Origin of the sequence: Streptomyces sp. NPDC021080, from assembly GCF_044333225.1 — a bacterium.
Taxonomy (GTDB): domain Bacteria; phylum Actinomycetota; class Actinomycetes; order Streptomycetales; family Streptomycetaceae; genus Streptomyces.
Genome location: NZ_JBIRQM010000001.1, coordinates 546,698 through 561,920, shown reverse-complemented (window position 1 = coordinate 561,920; position 15,223 = coordinate 546,698). Strand labels below are relative to the sequence as shown.

13 protein-coding genes are annotated in these 15,223 nt (G+C 72.1%); 9 read left to right on the top strand and 4 right to left on the bottom strand.

Annotated features, from left to right (window positions below; all coding sequences use genetic code 11):
• Nucleotides 1-24: 24 nt before the first annotated feature.
• On the top strand, nucleotides 25-2,271 hold the full coding sequence (locus tag ACH4S8_RS02490) for an RICIN domain-containing protein (protein WP_398390123.1): 2,247 nt from the start codon (nucleotides 25-27) through the stop codon (nucleotides 2,269-2,271).
• Nucleotides 2,272-2,303: 32 nt separating this feature from the next.
• Nucleotides 2,304-3,596 (top strand): ThuA domain-containing protein, encoded by a 1,293-nt coding sequence (locus tag ACH4S8_RS02485; RefSeq protein ID WP_398390121.1) that lies wholly within the window; start codon nucleotides 2,304-2,306, stop codon nucleotides 3,594-3,596.
• A 78-nt stretch (nucleotides 3,597-3,674) separates the two neighbouring features.
• Here ACH4S8_RS02485 and ACH4S8_RS02480 read toward each other — a convergent pair whose 3' ends face one another.
• Nucleotides 3,675-4,511: a DUF1206 domain-containing protein gene (locus ACH4S8_RS02480; RefSeq protein WP_398390120.1), complete on the bottom strand. Its 837-nt coding sequence runs from the start codon at nucleotides 4,509-4,511 to the stop codon at nucleotides 3,675-3,677.
• Nucleotides 4,508-4,906: a hypothetical protein gene (locus ACH4S8_RS02475; RefSeq protein WP_398390118.1), complete on the bottom strand. Its 399-nt coding sequence runs from the start codon at nucleotides 4,904-4,906 to the stop codon at nucleotides 4,508-4,510. The genes ACH4S8_RS02480 and ACH4S8_RS02475 overlap by 4 nt, the downstream gene beginning before the upstream one ends.
• A gap of 195 nt (nucleotides 4,907-5,101) precedes the next feature.
• Between ACH4S8_RS02475 and ACH4S8_RS02470 the strand changes: the two genes are divergently transcribed.
• From ACH4S8_RS02470 to ACH4S8_RS02445, 6 genes are all read left to right on the top strand, one after another.
• On the top strand, nucleotides 5,102-6,025 hold the full coding sequence (locus ACH4S8_RS02470; protein ID WP_398390116.1) for a MurR/RpiR family transcriptional regulator: 924 nt from the start codon (nucleotides 5,102-5,104) through the stop codon (nucleotides 6,023-6,025).
• Between the two features lie 374 nt (nucleotides 6,026-6,399).
• Nucleotides 6,400-6,783 carry a hypothetical protein gene (locus tag ACH4S8_RS02465; protein WP_398390115.1) on the top strand — a complete coding sequence of 128 codons (384 nt, stop codon included), beginning with the start codon at nucleotides 6,400-6,402 and terminating at the stop codon, nucleotides 6,781-6,783.
• Between the two features lie 50 nt (nucleotides 6,784-6,833).
• Nucleotides 6,834-7,730 carry an MBL fold metallo-hydrolase gene (locus ACH4S8_RS02460; protein ID WP_398390113.1) on the top strand — a complete coding sequence of 299 codons (897 nt, stop codon included), beginning with the start codon at nucleotides 6,834-6,836 and terminating at the stop codon, nucleotides 7,728-7,730.
• Between the two features lie 99 nt (nucleotides 7,731-7,829).
• Complete coding sequence (locus ACH4S8_RS02455) at nucleotides 7,830-8,174, top strand: DUF1232 domain-containing protein (protein ID WP_398390111.1); 345 nt, start codon at nucleotides 7,830-7,832, stop codon at nucleotides 8,172-8,174.
• Between the two features lie 91 nt (nucleotides 8,175-8,265).
• Nucleotides 8,266-9,699: a CAP domain-containing protein gene (locus ACH4S8_RS02450; RefSeq protein WP_398390110.1), complete on the top strand. Its 1,434-nt coding sequence runs from the start codon at nucleotides 8,266-8,268 to the stop codon at nucleotides 9,697-9,699.
• A 209-nt stretch (nucleotides 9,700-9,908) separates the two neighbouring features.
• Nucleotides 9,909-11,159 (top strand): serine hydrolase domain-containing protein, encoded by a 1,251-nt coding sequence (locus ACH4S8_RS02445; protein ID WP_398390109.1) that lies wholly within the window; start codon nucleotides 9,909-9,911, stop codon nucleotides 11,157-11,159.
• A gap of 24 nt (nucleotides 11,160-11,183) precedes the next feature.
• On the opposite strand, the gene ACH4S8_RS02440 is transcribed toward ACH4S8_RS02445, so the two are convergent.
• On the bottom strand, nucleotides 11,184-13,529 hold the full coding sequence (locus ACH4S8_RS02440; RefSeq protein WP_398390108.1) for a glycoside hydrolase family 65 protein: 2,346 nt from the start codon (nucleotides 13,527-13,529) through the stop codon (nucleotides 11,184-11,186).
• Complete coding sequence (locus ACH4S8_RS02435) at nucleotides 13,526-14,263, bottom strand: HAD family hydrolase (protein ID WP_398390106.1); 738 nt, start codon at nucleotides 14,261-14,263, stop codon at nucleotides 13,526-13,528. The genes ACH4S8_RS02440 and ACH4S8_RS02435 overlap by 4 nt, the downstream gene beginning before the upstream one ends.
• Nucleotides 14,264-14,478: 215 nt before the next feature.
• On the opposite strand from ACH4S8_RS02435, the gene ACH4S8_RS02430 reads away from it, so the two are divergent.
• On the top strand, nucleotides 14,479-15,174 hold the full coding sequence (locus ACH4S8_RS02430; RefSeq protein ID WP_398390104.1) for a nucleoside/nucleotide kinase family protein: 696 nt from the start codon (nucleotides 14,479-14,481) through the stop codon (nucleotides 15,172-15,174).
• Nucleotides 15,175-15,223: the final 49 nt, after the last annotated feature.

Genomic DNA, 15,223 nt, shown 5'->3' with positions numbered 1-15,223 from the left:
CCCACCAGTCCAGGAGTGACCCGCATGTCCAGATTCCCCCTGCCCGGATCCCGGAGAGCGTCCGGGCGCCACCGAACGGCCAGGCTGCTGACGGTGACCGCGCTCGTGGCGACGACCGTGTCGGGCCTGACGGCCACCTCGCAGAGCGCCACCGCGCAGAGCGGCGCGGCGGCACAGGCGGCCGCCCTACCGGCCGGCTGGGCCACCGTCGTGAACGCGGGCAGCGGCAAGTGCGTCGACGCCCGCGCCGCCGGAACGGCCGACGGCACGGCGGTCCAGCAGTACGCCTGCAACGGCAGCCAGGCCCAGCAGTGGCAGTTCGCCGCCACGTCGAACGGGTACTCCCAGGTCGACGACCGGGCCGACGGCACCAAGGCCTGGGACGTCACCGGCGTCTCGGCCGCCGACAGCACGCCGATACAGCTGTGGACGTACGGAGGCGGAACCAACCAGCAGTGGCAGGCCGTGGCGGAGGCCGGCGGCGCCTACCACTTCGTGAACCGGAACAGCGGCAAGTGCCTCGACGTGCCGAGCGCCTCCACCTCCGACAGCGCCCAGCTCCAGCAGTACACCTGCAACGGCACGGCGGCCCAGTCCTTCTACGTCAACGCGGTCGACACCCAACAGCCGCCCGGGACACCGGACCTGGGCCCGAACGTCACCGTCTTCGACCCGTCGACCCCGGCCGCGACGATCCAGAGCGGTCTCGACGCGGCGTTCGCCCAGCAGGAGACCAACCAGTTCGGCACCGCCCGCAAGGCCTTCCTCTTCAAGCCCGGCACCTACAGCGCCGACGCGAACGTCGGCTTCTACACCCAGGTCGCGGGTCTCGGCCTGTCCCCCGACGACGTCGACATCCGGGGCGCGGTACACGCCGAGGCCGACTGGTTCCAGGGCAACGCGACCCAGAACTTCTGGCGTTCGGCGGAAAACCTGTCGGTGACCCCCACGTCCGGGTCGGACCGCTGGGCGGTGTCGCAGGCGGCTCCCTACCGGCGCATGCATCTGCGCGGCAACCTGGCGCTGGACGACGGCGGCTGGTCCAGCGGCGGCTACATGGCCGACACGAAGATCGACGGCCAGGTGAACTCCGGTTCGCAGCAGCAGTGGCTGTCCCGCAACACCGAATGGTCGAACTGGACCGGATCCAACTGGAACATGGTGTTCGTCGGCGCGAGGAACGCCCCCGCGAACAGCTTCCCGAACCCTCCGTACACGACGGTGAACCAGACACCGGTCTCCCGCGAGAAGCCGTTCCTGTACGTCGATGCGGCGGGTGCCTGGAAGGTGTTCGTGCCGTCCGTACGCACCGACTCCACCGGTACGAGCTGGGGTTCGGGCACTCCGGCGGGCACCTCCCTGCCGCTGTCCGACTTCTTCGTGGTGAAGCCGGGCGCGACGGCGGCGCAGATGAACGACGCGCTGGCCCAGGGCAAGAACCTGCTGGTGACGCCGGGCGTCTACCACCTGGACCGGACGCTCAAGGTCACCAGGGCCGACACCGTGGTCCTGGGCCTCGGTCTCGCCACTCTCGTCCCCGACAACGGCGTGACCGCCATGACGGTCGCCGACGTGAACGGCGTCCAGCTCGCCGGACTGCTGATCGACGCGGGCACCACCAACTCCGCGCAACTGCTGGAGATGGGACCGAGCGGCTCCTCCGCGGACCACGGCGCCGACCCGAGCTCCCTGCACGACGTGTTCTTCCGCATCGGCGGCGCGGGCGTCGGCAAGGCCACCACCAGCCTGACGATCAACAGCGACGACGTCATCGGCGACCACCTGTGGCTGTGGCGCGCGGACCACGGCGGCGGGGTCGGCTGGACCAGCAACACGGCCGACACCGGGCTGGTCGTGAACGGCGACGACGTGACCATGTACGGCCTGTTCGTCGAGCACTACCAGAAGTACCAGACCGTCTGGAACGGCAACGGCGGCCGCACGTACTTCTACCAGAACGAGATGCCCTACGACCCGCCCAACCAGGCCGCCTGGATGAGCGGTTCGACGCAGGGATACGCCGCCTACAAGGTCGCGCCCTCCGTGACGAGCCACCAGGTGTACGGCTTCGGCAGCTACTGCTACTTCAACGTCAACCCCGCCGTCGCCGCGGAGCACGCCATCGAGGCGCCCGTCGCCGCGAACGTGCGCTTCAAGGACATGGTGACCGTCTCCCTGGGCGGCACGGGCACCATCCGGCACGTCGTCAACGACCGGGGCGGCCCGTCCAACTCCTCCACCAACGTGGCCGACCTCGTCAGCTACCCGTGACCACCCCTGACACGTACGGGAAGGAGAACCGGATGCGCTCCAGCCGATCCCTGCCGGCGCGCGGGGTCCTGCGGGTCCTCGTCCTGCTGGCGACCCTGCTCGGCCTCGCCGCGCCGCCCGCCGCGCACGCGAGCACCACGGCGGCCCCGTTCAAGGTGCTCGCCCTCTACAACGGCACCTGGGACGCGGCCCACATCAGCTTCGTCCACGAGGCGAACGACTGGTTCCCGAAGCAGGCCGCGGCGAACGGCTTCACCTACACGGCCAGCAACGACTGGGACCTGCTCGGCAACGGAGGGGTGAACGCGTACCAGGTCGTCCTGTTCCTCGACGACCTGCCGCAGACCGCGGCCCAACGCGCGGGTTTCGAGCGGTACATGCGAGCAGGCGGCGGCTGGATGGGCTTCCACGTCTCCGCCTTCACCACCGACGCGCAGAGCTGGTCCTGGTACCACGACCAGTTCCTGGGCAGCGGGAACTTCAAGTCCAACACCTGGGGGCCGACCACGGCCGTTCTGAAGGTCGAGGACCGGACACATCCCTCGACCGCGAACCTGCCCGCGACGTTCACCTCGTCGGTCAGCGAGTGGTACAGCTGGTCCGACGACCTGCGGCAGAACCCGGACATCCGGATCCTCGCCTCGATCGACCCGAGCAGTTTCCCGCTGGGAACGGACCCGAACCAGACCTGGTACAGCGGCTATTACCCGGTTCTGTGGACCAACACGAAGTACCGGATGCTGTACGCGAACTTCGGCCACAACGCGATGGACTACGCCACGAACACCACGCTGTCGTCGACGTTCGCGAGCGCGGCCCAGAACCGATTCCTGCTGGACGGGATCAAGTGGCTCGGCGGGGCGGACACGTCGGTGCCGCCGGCGGACCCGATCCCCGAGACCACCTGGTACTCGCTGGCCGCCTCCGGCAACGGCACCTGCGTGGACGCCCGTTCGGCCGGAACGGCGAACGGGACCGCGATCCAGCAGTACGCCTGCAACGGCACCCGGGCGCAGCAGTTCCAGTTCCGTTCGACGGACAGCGGTTACACGCGCATCACGCTGCGCCTGGATCCACAGCAGGTCGTCGATGTCACCGACCGCTCGACGGCCGACAACGCCCCGCTGCAGCTGTGGAGTTGGTCGAGCGGACAGAACCAGCAGTGGCAGCCGGTGAAGGAGAGCACGGGGCGGTACCACTTCGTCGCCCGGCACAGCGGCAAGTGCCTGAGCGCGGCGGGCTCCGCAGCGAACGGTGTCCAGCTCACCCAGCGCGGCTGTGACGGTTCGGCCGCCCAGAGCTTCGCCCTCACCGCGCAGCCCTGACAGGTTCGCGCCCGTCCGGACACCGGGTGCCTCCGCCCCACGCGGAGGCACCCCCGCGGGGCGTCGCCGCGACGCGGCTCACACCCTCCGCCACCGTGCCATCGCGAACGAGAACAGCCCGAACAGGACGAGACCGGCGGCGACGCAGGCCAGCAGCCACGGACCCATCGGTGCTCGGGCGAAGGACCGCAGCGTGCCGTCCATGCCCCTGGCCTGGTCGGGCCGGTATTCCACCGCGGCACGGACCGCGAAGGCTCCCGCCGCCGCGAACACCGCCCCCCGCGCAGCCCCGCCGCCCATGCCCGCCGTGTCGACCGCCCTGCGGACCCGTCGCGACATCTCACCGAGCTCGAGGTGCTTGTGGTACTTGCGCAGCACGGCCCGGGCGGCGATCCAGACGCCCGCGACGACCAGCCCCACCCCGGCGGCACCGACGATCCACTGGCCACCGGGCATCCCCAGTGCCCTGGCCGTGACGTCCCGGGACTGCCGGTCGCCCGAACCGCTGCCGCGCGCGCCGGCCGCGAAGGCCAGCACGGAGTAGGCGACGAACCCGTAGAACACGCATCGCCCGGCCGACGCCAGGCGCTTGCCGGCCTTGCCGCCGCCCTGTCCGGCGGCGCCGAACAGCGCCTCGGACAGCCGCCACAGCGCCATCCCCACGAGTCCGGCGCCCAGCGCCCACAGCAGGACCGCCCCGAACGGCTTCGTGGCGATCTCCTGCAGGGCACCGCCCCGGTCCGCCTGCCGTCCTCCACCGTCACCGAAGGCGATGCGCAGGGCCAGCAGGCCGACCAGGGCGTAGATCACCCCCCGGGCGGCCAGCCCCGCGCGAGCCGCGCCGGCCCGCGCCGAGCCGGTCGCCGCGCGGCGGGCGCCGATCCCCCCGTCGTGGACCGCCGCCCGGGCGTTCACACGGACCGCGTCTCGTGCGCCGTACGCGTTTCCAGCCTCAGCTTCATCTGAACCTCCTGATCACCGGCTTCCGTGCCCAGCTCGTGCACGGTGAAGGCGGCATCGAGGGCCTCCCGCAGACGCTGTGTCGCCAGGGGGCCACCCTGTGCCTCCACGGTCGGCTGCCCCGAAAGTTCCAGGACAGGCCCGACGCCGCGGCCGGGTTCACCGGCAGTGTCGAACAGCACGGTCCACACCGTGGGCCTCCCGCTCACGGACTCGTGGGGCTCGTCGGCCCCCTCCCGGTCCGCGGTGAAGCGGCCGCACAGGACACCGAGCACACTCTTGGCGTCGGCCGCGGAACAGTCACCGAGCATCACGTGAACCGTTGACGCGGGCAGTTGTTGCACGCTCATGAAAACCCTCTCCCTCGCGTCGGCGAAACAGACGGGCGCGCCCGCGGACGAGCACGTCCCGACGGTGGTGCGAGTACCCGCCGACCACGCCTGAAACGAGGAACGCACTCCTTGCTTGCGCCAGGACCGGCCCAGGTCAGAAAGCCGGGTGAGCTATGTTGAGTTCTCGTGGGACATGAAGGAGGACGCGCACCGGTGCCATCGCCTCAGCAGGCACGCGCACAGGCATCCGCGATCACCTCGGGAAAGACCGCACCCGAGGCGGGCGTGGCACCCACGTCCCAGCTCAGGGAGCTGTTCGACGGTCCCCGGCTCTCCCCCGGCCAGCGGCGCATCGCCCAGTACCTGATCGAGCACATCACCGAAGCCGCTTTCCTGTCGATCACCGATCTCGCGGAGCGGGTGGGCGTGAGCCAGCCCTCCGTGACCCGCTTCGCGGCGGCGGTGGGCTTCAGCGGTTACCCCGCGCTGCGCGAGAGCCTCCAGGCCATCGCGCTCAGCACCCTCGGCAGCGCGCCGGGAACCCCGGCCGAGGTCACGAGCAACGAGCTCCAGGCCGCGGTGGACGCCGAGATCGAGAACCTGGAGAACCTGCGCCGGGACTTCACCGACCCGGACCAGATCATCCGCGTCGGCCGGGCCCTGTCGGAGTCGGCACCGCTCACGGTCCTCGGGCTGCGGATCTCGGTCTCGCTGGCCGAGTACTTCGCGTACGCCGCCCGGCGCATCCACCCGGACGTCCGGGTGGTGACGCGCGGTGGCTCGGTCGCCTACGACGCGCTGCTCCAGTCGCGGGAGGCGGGCGGGACCTGGGTCCTGGCCTTCGGGATGCCCCGGCACGCCCACGAGACGCTCACGGCCATGCGGGTGGCCCGCAGCGCCGGCCTCCAGGTGGCCCTGATCACCGACCTCGGGCTCGGCCCGCTGGCCGACGAGGCCGACGTCACCTTCGCCACCGGCACCGGTTCCCGCCTCGTCTTCGACTCCTACGCGGCGCCCGTGGTGCTGTCGGCGGCGCTGCTCCAGGCGATGACCGACGCCGACCCGGAGCGCACCCAGGCGCGCCTGGAGGAGTACGAGCAGATCGCCGAGCAGCACCAGTTCTTCCTGAGGGACTGACTCCGGCCAGGGACCGACCCGGCCTCCCGGTCCCGTTTCCCGGCCCCGCTGACGCCGCGGTCCGTCCCGGCATCTTGCGGGACGCGTTTCTCCCGTACCCGTTCCCACCCCGGCATCAAGGGATCATTCACATCAAAGCACGCATGAATGTTTTCATGCCCTTGCGCTTCCGGCGGCATATATAAATACTTCTTTCGGATCGTGCCCCGGAGGCTTCCAGGTCACGACCCATGAGCACCCGGGGCCGTCCGCTCCTACCCGCATCGGGTCCCTGGTGTTCGAGCGGGTCTCGTCTGCGAGGCCCGCTGGTGGCGGCCCCGGTACCCCTATGCCGGGGCCGCCCCCAGAGTCCCCGCCGACGTACCCCGGAAGCGATGAACATGGCCCTGACGTACTCACCGATCACCTCGGACTGGCCGTGCCAGGTGAAAACCCCCGGCAGCTTCGACTGGGAGCGATCGGCGGTGAAATGGCTGCGCGAGCTGGTGCCGAGCCGCTACGCGAGCTACCCCGTCCTGCACAAGCACCCCGTCCTGCTCGCCCGCCACGCACACCTCCAGGTGCAGCAGGAGATCAGGGTCGCGCGCACGGCCCTGCAGACCGCCCGTTCCGAGCTGCCCGGCCTCGGCCTGCAGGAGGGTGTCATCGAGCACACCATCAAGATGTACGCCGCCGAGCTGATGCAGCTCCAGCACATCGCCCGGAGCATCCGTACGGTGTCCCAGGCGCTCGTGGACCACGCGCACCCGCGACACTGAGGTCCCGGGCCCTGCCGTGGCCCGGCAGGACCGAGTCCGAGGGAGACAGCGTGGACAGTGCCGGGCAGCAGAAGGACGGTGCCCGTGGAGGCGACGACCGCGCGGCGGCCGCGCCGCTCGACGTGCGGTGGATCCACGGCTCGCCCTCGGCCAAGCACAACACGGACCCCGACATCCAGGTCCACGCCTACGACGAGAACACGGTGATCCTTCGCCAGAACATGGCGATCGACTACGAGGCGCCCTTCATGTTCCTGCTGTTCGGGACCGAGCGGGCGGTCCTGATCGACACGGGCGCCACGGCCTCGGCCGACTTCTTCCCGCTGCGCCGGGTCGTCGACGAGGTCATCGAGTCCTGGCTGGCCGGGCACCCCCGTGACGACTACGGGCTGCTGGTGCTGCACACCCATCCGCACGGCGACCACATCGCCGGGGACGGCCAGTTCGCCGGCCGTCCCGGCACCGAGGTCGTGGACGCGGCCCTCGACAGCGCCTGGGAGTTCTTCGGGTTCCATGACGACCCCGACGCCGTGGCCCGGGTCGACCTCGGCGGCCGGGTGCTGGAATGCCTGGCCACACCGGGGCACCACGAGGCCGCGGTGACGTTCTACGACCCCTGGACCGGGATCCTGCTCACCGGAGACACGGTCTATCCCGGACGCCTGTACGTCGACGACGGGCCGGCCTTCACCCGTACCGTCGACCGGCTGATCGACTTCTGCGGGCGCCGCCCGGTCACCCACGTCCTCGGCTGTCACATCGAGATGACCCGGGAACCGGGGCGGGACTACCCGGTGCGCACCACCTATCAGCCCGACGAGCCGCCGCTCCAGATGACCACGGGGCAGCTCCTGGACATCCGCCGGGCCGTCGGGTCCGTCGGCTCACGGCCCGGCCGGCACGTCTTCGACGACTTCGTCATCTGCCTCCGCGACAGCCGCCGGTGAGTCGACGAACGCCCGGACGGTCCCGCCCGGGGGCGATAACCGGGGCGCGAGCGGGCACACGGAAAACAAGCGCACCCGACGACCTCTCTGGACGGACGCATGGACTCGACCTCGTGGACCCTGGTCCTCGTCATCGTCGCGGTACTCGCGGCCGCCGTGCTCGCGGCGGCGCTGGTGCTCCTGCGCCGGCTCGTCCGCACCCGCCGTGACCTGCGGCGGGCCGGACTGCCGACCGGACCCCGCTGGGTGTTCTGGGGCGCCGTCGCCTATCTCCTGCTGCCCACCGACCTGCTGCCCGACCCCGTCTACCTGGACGACATCGGCGTCCTGCTGCTCGCCCTGCGCTCGCTGCGCGCGGCGGCACCCGCCGTGCCGGTCCGGCCGCCCGCCGCCTCCGCCCTACGCGGCCCGGGCCCCATCACGCGCCGGTCGCGGGAACCGTAGGACGCGGGTGGTCCGTTGAGCGGTCGACGGCCCGTGCTCCGCGCCCCCGGGCGCGGGGGGCACGCGGACCACGACATCGACGGGCGGCGGCATGAGCGAGCTGGTTCCCGGGGGCAACACGCCCCTGCCGGGCGGGGTCCTGACCTTCAGGGTCCCGGGCCCCTTCGACGTGTCCGCGATCGTCACCGACGACTCCGGCACGGTGCACGGCGACGGCGACTTCGTGTTCTACAACCAGCCGGCCGCGCCCGGCGTCCGTCTGCACGGCGACCGTCTCACCGTCGATCCGCCGCGGCTGCGGCCCGGAGCGTCCCGCGTCACCCTCGTCGTCAGCCCCGCCGACCTCACGACTCCGCTCGGGCGGCTGCCCGCCCCCACGGTCCAGGTCACCGCGCCGGACGGCCGCACCCTCGCCCGGTTCACCCCGCCCCGGCCGCAGCGGGAGACCGTGCTGCTCCTCGCCGAGCTGTACCGGCGGGGTACGGCCTGGAAACTCCGGGCCCTCGGGCAGGGCTACGCGGACGGACTGGCGGGCGTCGCGCGGGACTTCGGGGTCGAGGTCACCGAGGACACCGCCCCGCCGGGCGGCCCGGCGGCGGACACCGGGGGCGCGCGGTCCCTGAGGTCACCGAGCACGCCGGGTGAGGGCCGGGCCTTCGCACGGGGCTCCGCGCCGGCCCTCGCACCGGGCGCCGGACCGGTCGCGGTCGGCCGGGGCGGATCGCCGGGGACCCCGGGGAGCGGCCCCGACCCCGACGGATTCCTGGGGCCGGTGAACGCCGCGCGTGCCTCCGCCGGTTCCCCGCCCGTCCGTCTCGACGCCCGGCTGACCGCCGCGGCACAGGATCACGCCGGCGTCATGGCGGCCCATGGCGTGCTCGCCTCGCAGAGCCCGGACGGCGTCTCCGTCTACCAGCGCGTCCTCAGGGCCGGCTATGCGTACCTGACCATCGGCGAGCACCTGGTCTCCGGGCCGCGCACCCCGCACGAGTTCGTCGAGTACTGCCTCTCCACCGCGCCGTCACGGCGTACGCTGTGCGACCCGGCCTTCGGCCAGGCGGGACTGGCCCGCGTCCCCGACCCCCGCACCGGCGACCTGTACTGGACGGCGCTGTGGGCGACGCCGTTCAGCCCTGCGGGCCTGGACCGCACCGCACGCGAGGTCATCGCGCTCACCAACACCGAGCGGGCCTCGGCCGGACTGGCCCCCCTCACCGCCGACGCGACACTCACCGCCGCCGCCCAGGCCCACAGCGCCGACATGGTGGCCCGCGACTTCTACGCGCACACCTCCCCCGAGGGAACCCAGCCGTGGGACCGTGCCGCCGCGGCGGGCTGCACCCGCCGCTCCATCGGCGAGAACATCGCCTGCGGACAGCGCTCCCCCGCGGAGGTCGTCCAGGGCTGGATGGACAGTCCCGGCCATCGCGCCAACATCCTCAAGCGCGACTTCACCCACATAGGCATCGGCCTGGCCGGCGGCAGCAGGGCGGGCACGTACTGGACCCAGCTCTTCGGCGGCTGAGCGGGCGTCAGCCCCCGCCGCGTGCCGACCGGGCCGGCCGGTGCGCGGCTTTCCGCCAATTCACCGATTCCGCCACGCCGTTTCCGCTTCGTCCCCGCGCCGTGCAACCCGCGCGCCCCGTCAGCGCGTACAGATGGTGCCGTCGCCCGCGTCCGCGGCGCGGTCCGGGCCGGTACGTCGAACCGGCAGATGGCACTCGGGAGAAGCAGATGGTCTCAGCAACGGCGGTCACGGGGACGGCGCTGGGCGCGGTCGTGGTGTCCCTGCTCACGGGCCCGGCGCAGGCCGTGCCGCCGACGGGCACGGAGCACCCCGGCTCCGCACGGGTCGCGCCGGCCGCCGCCGCGGCGCCCGACGACGCGGGCCTGCGGGCGATCCTGCGCACGGCACGCAGCCAGGGGGCACCCGGGGCGATGGCGAGAATCGACGACAACGGCACGGTGCACCGGCTGGTCGAGGGAGTCGACGACCGGGCCACCGGACGCACCATCAGCACGAACGACCGGTTCCGGGTCGGCAGCGTCACCAAGACCTTCTCCGCCGTGGTGCTGCTCCAGCTGGCCGACGAGGGCAGGCTGAGGCTCGACGAGCCGGTCGACACCTATCTGCCGGGCCTGCTGCCCGACGACAGGATCACCGTGCGGCACGTACTGAGCCATCGCAGCGGTCTGTACGACTACACCAACGACATGTTCGCCCGGTCCGTCTCCGGCTTCGAGGCGGTCCGCAACAAGGTGTTCGGCTACCGCGACCTGGTGAGACTGTCACTGCAGAAGCCGCGCACCAACGCGCCGGGGGCCGCCTACTCGTACTCGAACACCAACTTCGTGGTCGCCGGGATGCTGATCGAGAAGCTGACCGGGCACACCGTCGCCACCGAGTACCAGAAGCGCATCTTCACCCCGCTGAACCTGGCCGACACCTTCTACGTCCACCCCTCCACCGCGATCCCGGGCCGGCACGCCCAGGGCTACCTCACGTCGGACACGGCAGGGGCGGCCCTGGTGAACTCCACCAAGCAGACGGCCTCCTGGGCCCAGAGCGCGGGCGCCATCATCTCCACGCCGCACGACCTGGACACCTTCTTCTCCGCACTGCTGCGCGGCAAGCTCGTGTCCGCCGACCGGCTCACCCAGATGACGAAGTGGACGCGGGTCAACAGCACCACGTCCTACGGCCTCGGGCTGCGCCGCCGCGAGCTGTCGTGCGGGATCTCGGTGTACGGGCACACCGGCACCGTGCAGGGCTACTACACGTACGCCTTCACCACGAAGGACGGCAAGCGCAGTCTCACCGCCCTGGCCAACACCTCGAACAACACCGCCGTGCTCAACACGATGTACCGCACCCTGGAGCCGGCCTTCTGCGGCAAGCCCCCGGCCACCGCGCGGACCGGCGCGCCCGCCGCGGCGCCCCGGGAGACGCACGAGGACATCGCGCCCTCGGTCACCCGCGACTGACCTGCCGAAGGCCCGTGCCGCGTCTCACCCCCGGGAGTTCGGCCGCCGGTGCGGCGGCTGGTCGGGGGCGGGGCGCAGCCTGGGTGCCGGGATGGGCAGGCTCCGGGGCTTGTCGGCGTCGACGGTGTGGGGTTCGCGGTGGTGGCGGATCTCCAGCGGGTCTCCGGACGCGAGCGTGTAGGTGGCGACGTCCCGCTCGATCTCCACGCGCAGCCGACGGCCGAGGATCTCCAGGGAGAAGGCGAGGCGGCTGAACCGTTCCGGCAGCCGGGGCGCGAACTCGAGGATGTCCCCGTGGTGGCGCAGCCCGCCGAAGCCGGCGACCAGGGCCGTCCAGGTCCCGGCGAGCGAGGCGATGTGCAGGCCGTCGCGGGTGTTGTGCTCCAGGTCCTGCAGATCCATCAGCGCGGCCTCGACCAGATAGTCGTAGGCGAGTGCGGGATGGCCGGTCTCGGCGGCGATCACGGCCTGGCAGCAGGCCGACAGGGAGGAGTCCCGGACGGTGAGGGGCTCGTAGTAGGCGAAGTCGCGGGCCTTGTGCTCGTCGTCGAAGAACGGGCTGCACTTGTAGAGGGCGAGCACCAGGTCGGCCTGTTTGACGACCTGCTTGCGGTAGATGTCGAAGTAGGGGAAGTGCAGCATCAGCGGGTACTGGTCGGGGCGGGTGGCGGTGAAGTCCCAACGCTGGTAGCGGGTGAATCCGGCGTGCTGCTCGTGGACGCCCAGTTCGTGGTTGTAGGGGATGTGCATGGCGTCGGCGGCGTCGCGCCAGGCCGCGCTCTCCTCCTCGTCGACGCCGAGTTCCGCGGCCCGCCCGGGGTGCCGCTCGACGGCTTCGGCGGCGGCCAGGAGGTTCGCGCGGGCCATGAGGTTGGTGTACGTGTTGTCGTCGGCGACGGCGCTGTACTCGTCGGGCCCCGTCACCCCGTCGATGTGGAACCTGCCCTGGTGGTCGTGGTGTCCCAGGGAGCGCCACAGCCGGGCCGTCTCGGTCAGCAGCTCGACGCCGGTGTCGCGTTCGAACCGCGTGTCGCCGGTGGCGGCGGTGTAGCGGACGACGGCGTCGGCGATGTCGGCGTTCACGTGGAACGCGGCGGTGCCCGCCGGCCAGTACGCCGAACCCTCCGAGCCCGCTATGGTCCGCCACGGGAACGCGGCTCCGCGCAGGCCGAGCTGGGCGGCCCTCTCGCGGGCGGCCGGGAGGGTGTTCCGGCGCCAGCGCAGTGCCTCGGCGACCGCGCCGGGCGAGGTGTAGGTGAGCAGCGGCAGGACGAAGGTCTCGGTGTCCCAGAAGGCGTGGCCGTCGTAGCCGGAGCCGGTCAGTCCCTTGGCGGGGATGGCGCGCTGTTCGGCGCGGGCGCCGGCCTGGAGCACGTGGAAGAGGGCGAAGCGGACGGCCTGCTGGATCTCCTCGTCGCCGTCCACCTCGACGTCGGCGCGGGCCCAGAAGTCGTCGAGGTAGGCGCGCTGTTCGTCGACGAGTTCCCGCCAGCCGCTGTGCCGGGCGGCGGCGAGGGCCGCGTCGGCCTGGTCGCGCAGGGCCGGCAGCGAACGGGTGCCGGACCAGCCGTAGGAGACGAGTTTCTCCAGGCGCAGTGCGCTGCCCGGCTCCAGCACGGAGGTGACCGTGAGGCGGGCGACGTCGTCGCTGCTCTCGCTGCTCAGGGTGGTCCGTTCGGGTCCCGTGAGCGTGTGGTCCGCCGCTGCCGCGACCCGCAGGCCGCTGTGCCGGGTGCGGTGCACGAGCCGCAGCCGGGCCCCGGCCGCGAAGTGTTCCTCCGCCTCCAGCGGCGACTGCAGGGCGATCGCCGCGCGCGGGTCGCCGCCCCGGCCGGGCAGTTGCTCGTTGGCGACCAGTTCCGACTGGACGACCACCCTGATCCGGCTGTCGACGGCCTCGACCTCGTAGGCGACGGCCGCGATCGCCCGCTGGGTGAAGGAGACGAGCCGGGTGGAGCGCACCCGGACCGTGGAGCCGGCCGGTGAGGTCCACTCGCAGGTGCGGGTGAGCAGCCCGGTGCGCAGGTCGAGGACGCGCTCGTGGGAGCGCAGTCGTCCGTAGCGCAGGTCGAAGGGTTCGTCGTCGACGAGCAGCCGGACGATCTTGCCGTTGGTGACGTTGATGACGGTCTGTCCGGACTCCGGATAGCCGTAGCCCGCCTCGGCGTAGGGCAGCGGGTGTGTCTCGTACACACCCCCGAGGTAGGAGCCGGGCAGGCCGTGGGGCTCGCCCTCGTCGAGGTTGCCGCGCCAGCCGATGTGGCCGTTGGCGAGGGCGAACACGGACTCGCTCTGCGGCAGCAGTCCGAGGTGCAGCTCGCTCTCGCGCAGGGCCCAGGGCTCGACTCCGTACGACGTGTGCGTGATCACGCGCGCTCCCCCAGTTCGTCCAGGTCCCGTACGACGATGTCGGCGCCGTGGGCGCGCAGGGCGTCGCCCTGGCCGACGCGGTCGACTCCGACGACGTACCCGAAGTGGCCCGAGCGGCCCGCGTCCATGCCGGCGAGCGCGTCCTCGAAGACGGCCGCCTCGGACGGTTCGACGCCGAGGTCCTCCGCGGCGGCCAGGAAGGTGTCGGGGCGCGGCTTGCCCGGCAGGTGCCGTTCGGCGGCGACGACACCGTCGACGCGTACGTCGAAGAGGGATTCGGCCCCCACCGAGCGCAGGACGTCCTGGCAGTTGGCGCTGGAGGAGACGACCCCGGTCCGCAGGCCGTGCGCCCGGACCGCCTCGACGTAGCGCAGCGTGCCGTCGTAGGCCTCGACGCCGTCGGTGCGGATCATGTTGAGGAGCAGCCGGTTCTTGCGGTCGCCCAGGCCGTGGACGGTGGCCCTGTCCGGCGGGTCGCCGGGGGTCCCCTCGGGGAGTTCGACGCCGCGCGAGGCGAGGAAGGACCGTACGCCGTCGGCGCGGGGCATGCCGTCCACGTAGGCGGCGTAGTCGGCGTCGTCGAAGGGGCGGAATCCGTCGCCGTCGCGTTCCCGCAGGAAGTCGTCGAACGTCCTTTTCCAGGCGGCCGCGTGGACGACGGCGGTCTTCGTGATGACCCCGTCGAGGTCGAAGAGGCAGGCCAGGATCTGTTTCGGCAGGCCGAGATCGGTCATACGGGGAGTCTGCCCCCGTCGGCCGCCTCCACCGGGTGGCGAGCGCCACATCACCGCCCTGGCGCAGGGCCGTCCGCGACCGTCCTGTGCTGTCCTCGGCCCGTCACCGGCCGGTCGTGGACGGCCCTGTCCGGCGCGGGACTTCCCCCGTGGCGCGCGTCGTCGATACTGGACGGCATGGAGATCGCAGTCCTCGCGCCCTCGTCCGGGCTCGTATGACCGGGGCGTGTCCGTCGTTCGACGACCTGGTGGAGCGGGCCGCCGCGCTCGTACGTCCTGGCCGGCGCGCCCTTCTCGGGATCGCCGGCAGTCCCGGGGCGGGCAAGACGACGCTCGCCGAGCGGCTGGTCCGGCGGCTCGACGGGGACGGGCCCTTCCGTGTCGCCCATGTCCCGATGGACGGGTTCCATCTCGCGGACGCCGAACTGGACCGGCTCGGGCGCCGGGACCGGAAGGGCGCTCCGGACACGTTCGACGCGGCGGGGTACGCGGCGCTGCTGCGCCGGCTGCGCGAGGACGAGGAGGATCTCGTCTACGCGCCCGGTTTCGAGCGGGTCCTCGAACAGCCCCTGGCGGGGGCCATCGCGGTTCCCCGGGCGGCCCGGCTGATCGTCACCGAGGGGAACTACCTGCTGCTGCGCGAGGACGCGTGGGCGCGGGCCCGGGCGCAGCTCGACGAGGTGTGGTTCTGCGAACCCGACGAGGCCGAGCGCGTCCGGCGGCTGATCGCGCGGCACGAGGAGTTCGGGAAGGACCACGACGGGGCGGTGGCGTGGGTGCTGGGCACGGATCAGCGCAACGCCGATCTGGTCGCCGCGACCAGGGACCGCGCCGACCTCGTCGTCGGACCGGCGGTCGTCGGCGCGCCGGTCCGTGAAACGCCTGTGGGCGGGACGCCGGCCGAGGGGTGAGCGGTCCGAGGGGACCGGGGCGGCGGGTCGGGCAGGACCGCCCCTCGCG

What these genes read in the sequence shown, in the direction of transcription:
- ACH4S8_RS02490 (WP_398390123.1), top strand. Translation starts at nt 25, where the DNA reads ATGTCCAGATTCCCCCTGCCCGGATCCCGGAGAGCGTCCGGGCGCCAC.
- ACH4S8_RS02485 (WP_398390121.1), top strand. Translation starts at nt 2,304, where the DNA reads ATGCGCTCCAGCCGATCCCTGCCGGCGCGCGGGGTCCTGCGGGTCCTC.
- ACH4S8_RS02475 (WP_398390118.1), bottom strand. Translation starts at nt 4,906, where the DNA reads ATGAGCGTGCAACAACTGCCCGCGTCAACGGTTCACGTGATGCTCGGT.
- ACH4S8_RS02465 (WP_398390115.1), top strand. Translation starts at nt 6,400, where the DNA reads ATGAACATGGCCCTGACGTACTCACCGATCACCTCGGACTGGCCGTGC.
- ACH4S8_RS02455 (WP_398390111.1), top strand. Translation starts at nt 7,830, where the DNA reads ATGGACTCGACCTCGTGGACCCTGGTCCTCGTCATCGTCGCGGTACTC.
- ACH4S8_RS02450 (WP_398390110.1), top strand. Translation starts at nt 8,266, where the DNA reads ATGAGCGAGCTGGTTCCCGGGGGCAACACGCCCCTGCCGGGCGGGGTC.
- ACH4S8_RS02445 (WP_398390109.1), top strand. Translation starts at nt 9,909, where the DNA reads ATGGTCTCAGCAACGGCGGTCACGGGGACGGCGCTGGGCGCGGTCGTG.
- ACH4S8_RS02435 (WP_398390106.1), bottom strand. Translation starts at nt 14,263, where the DNA reads ATGACCGATCTCGGCCTGCCGAAACAGATCCTGGCCTGCCTCTTCGAC.
- ACH4S8_RS02430 (WP_398390104.1), top strand. Translation starts at nt 14,479, where the DNA reads ATGACCGGGGCGTGTCCGTCGTTCGACGACCTGGTGGAGCGGGCCGCC.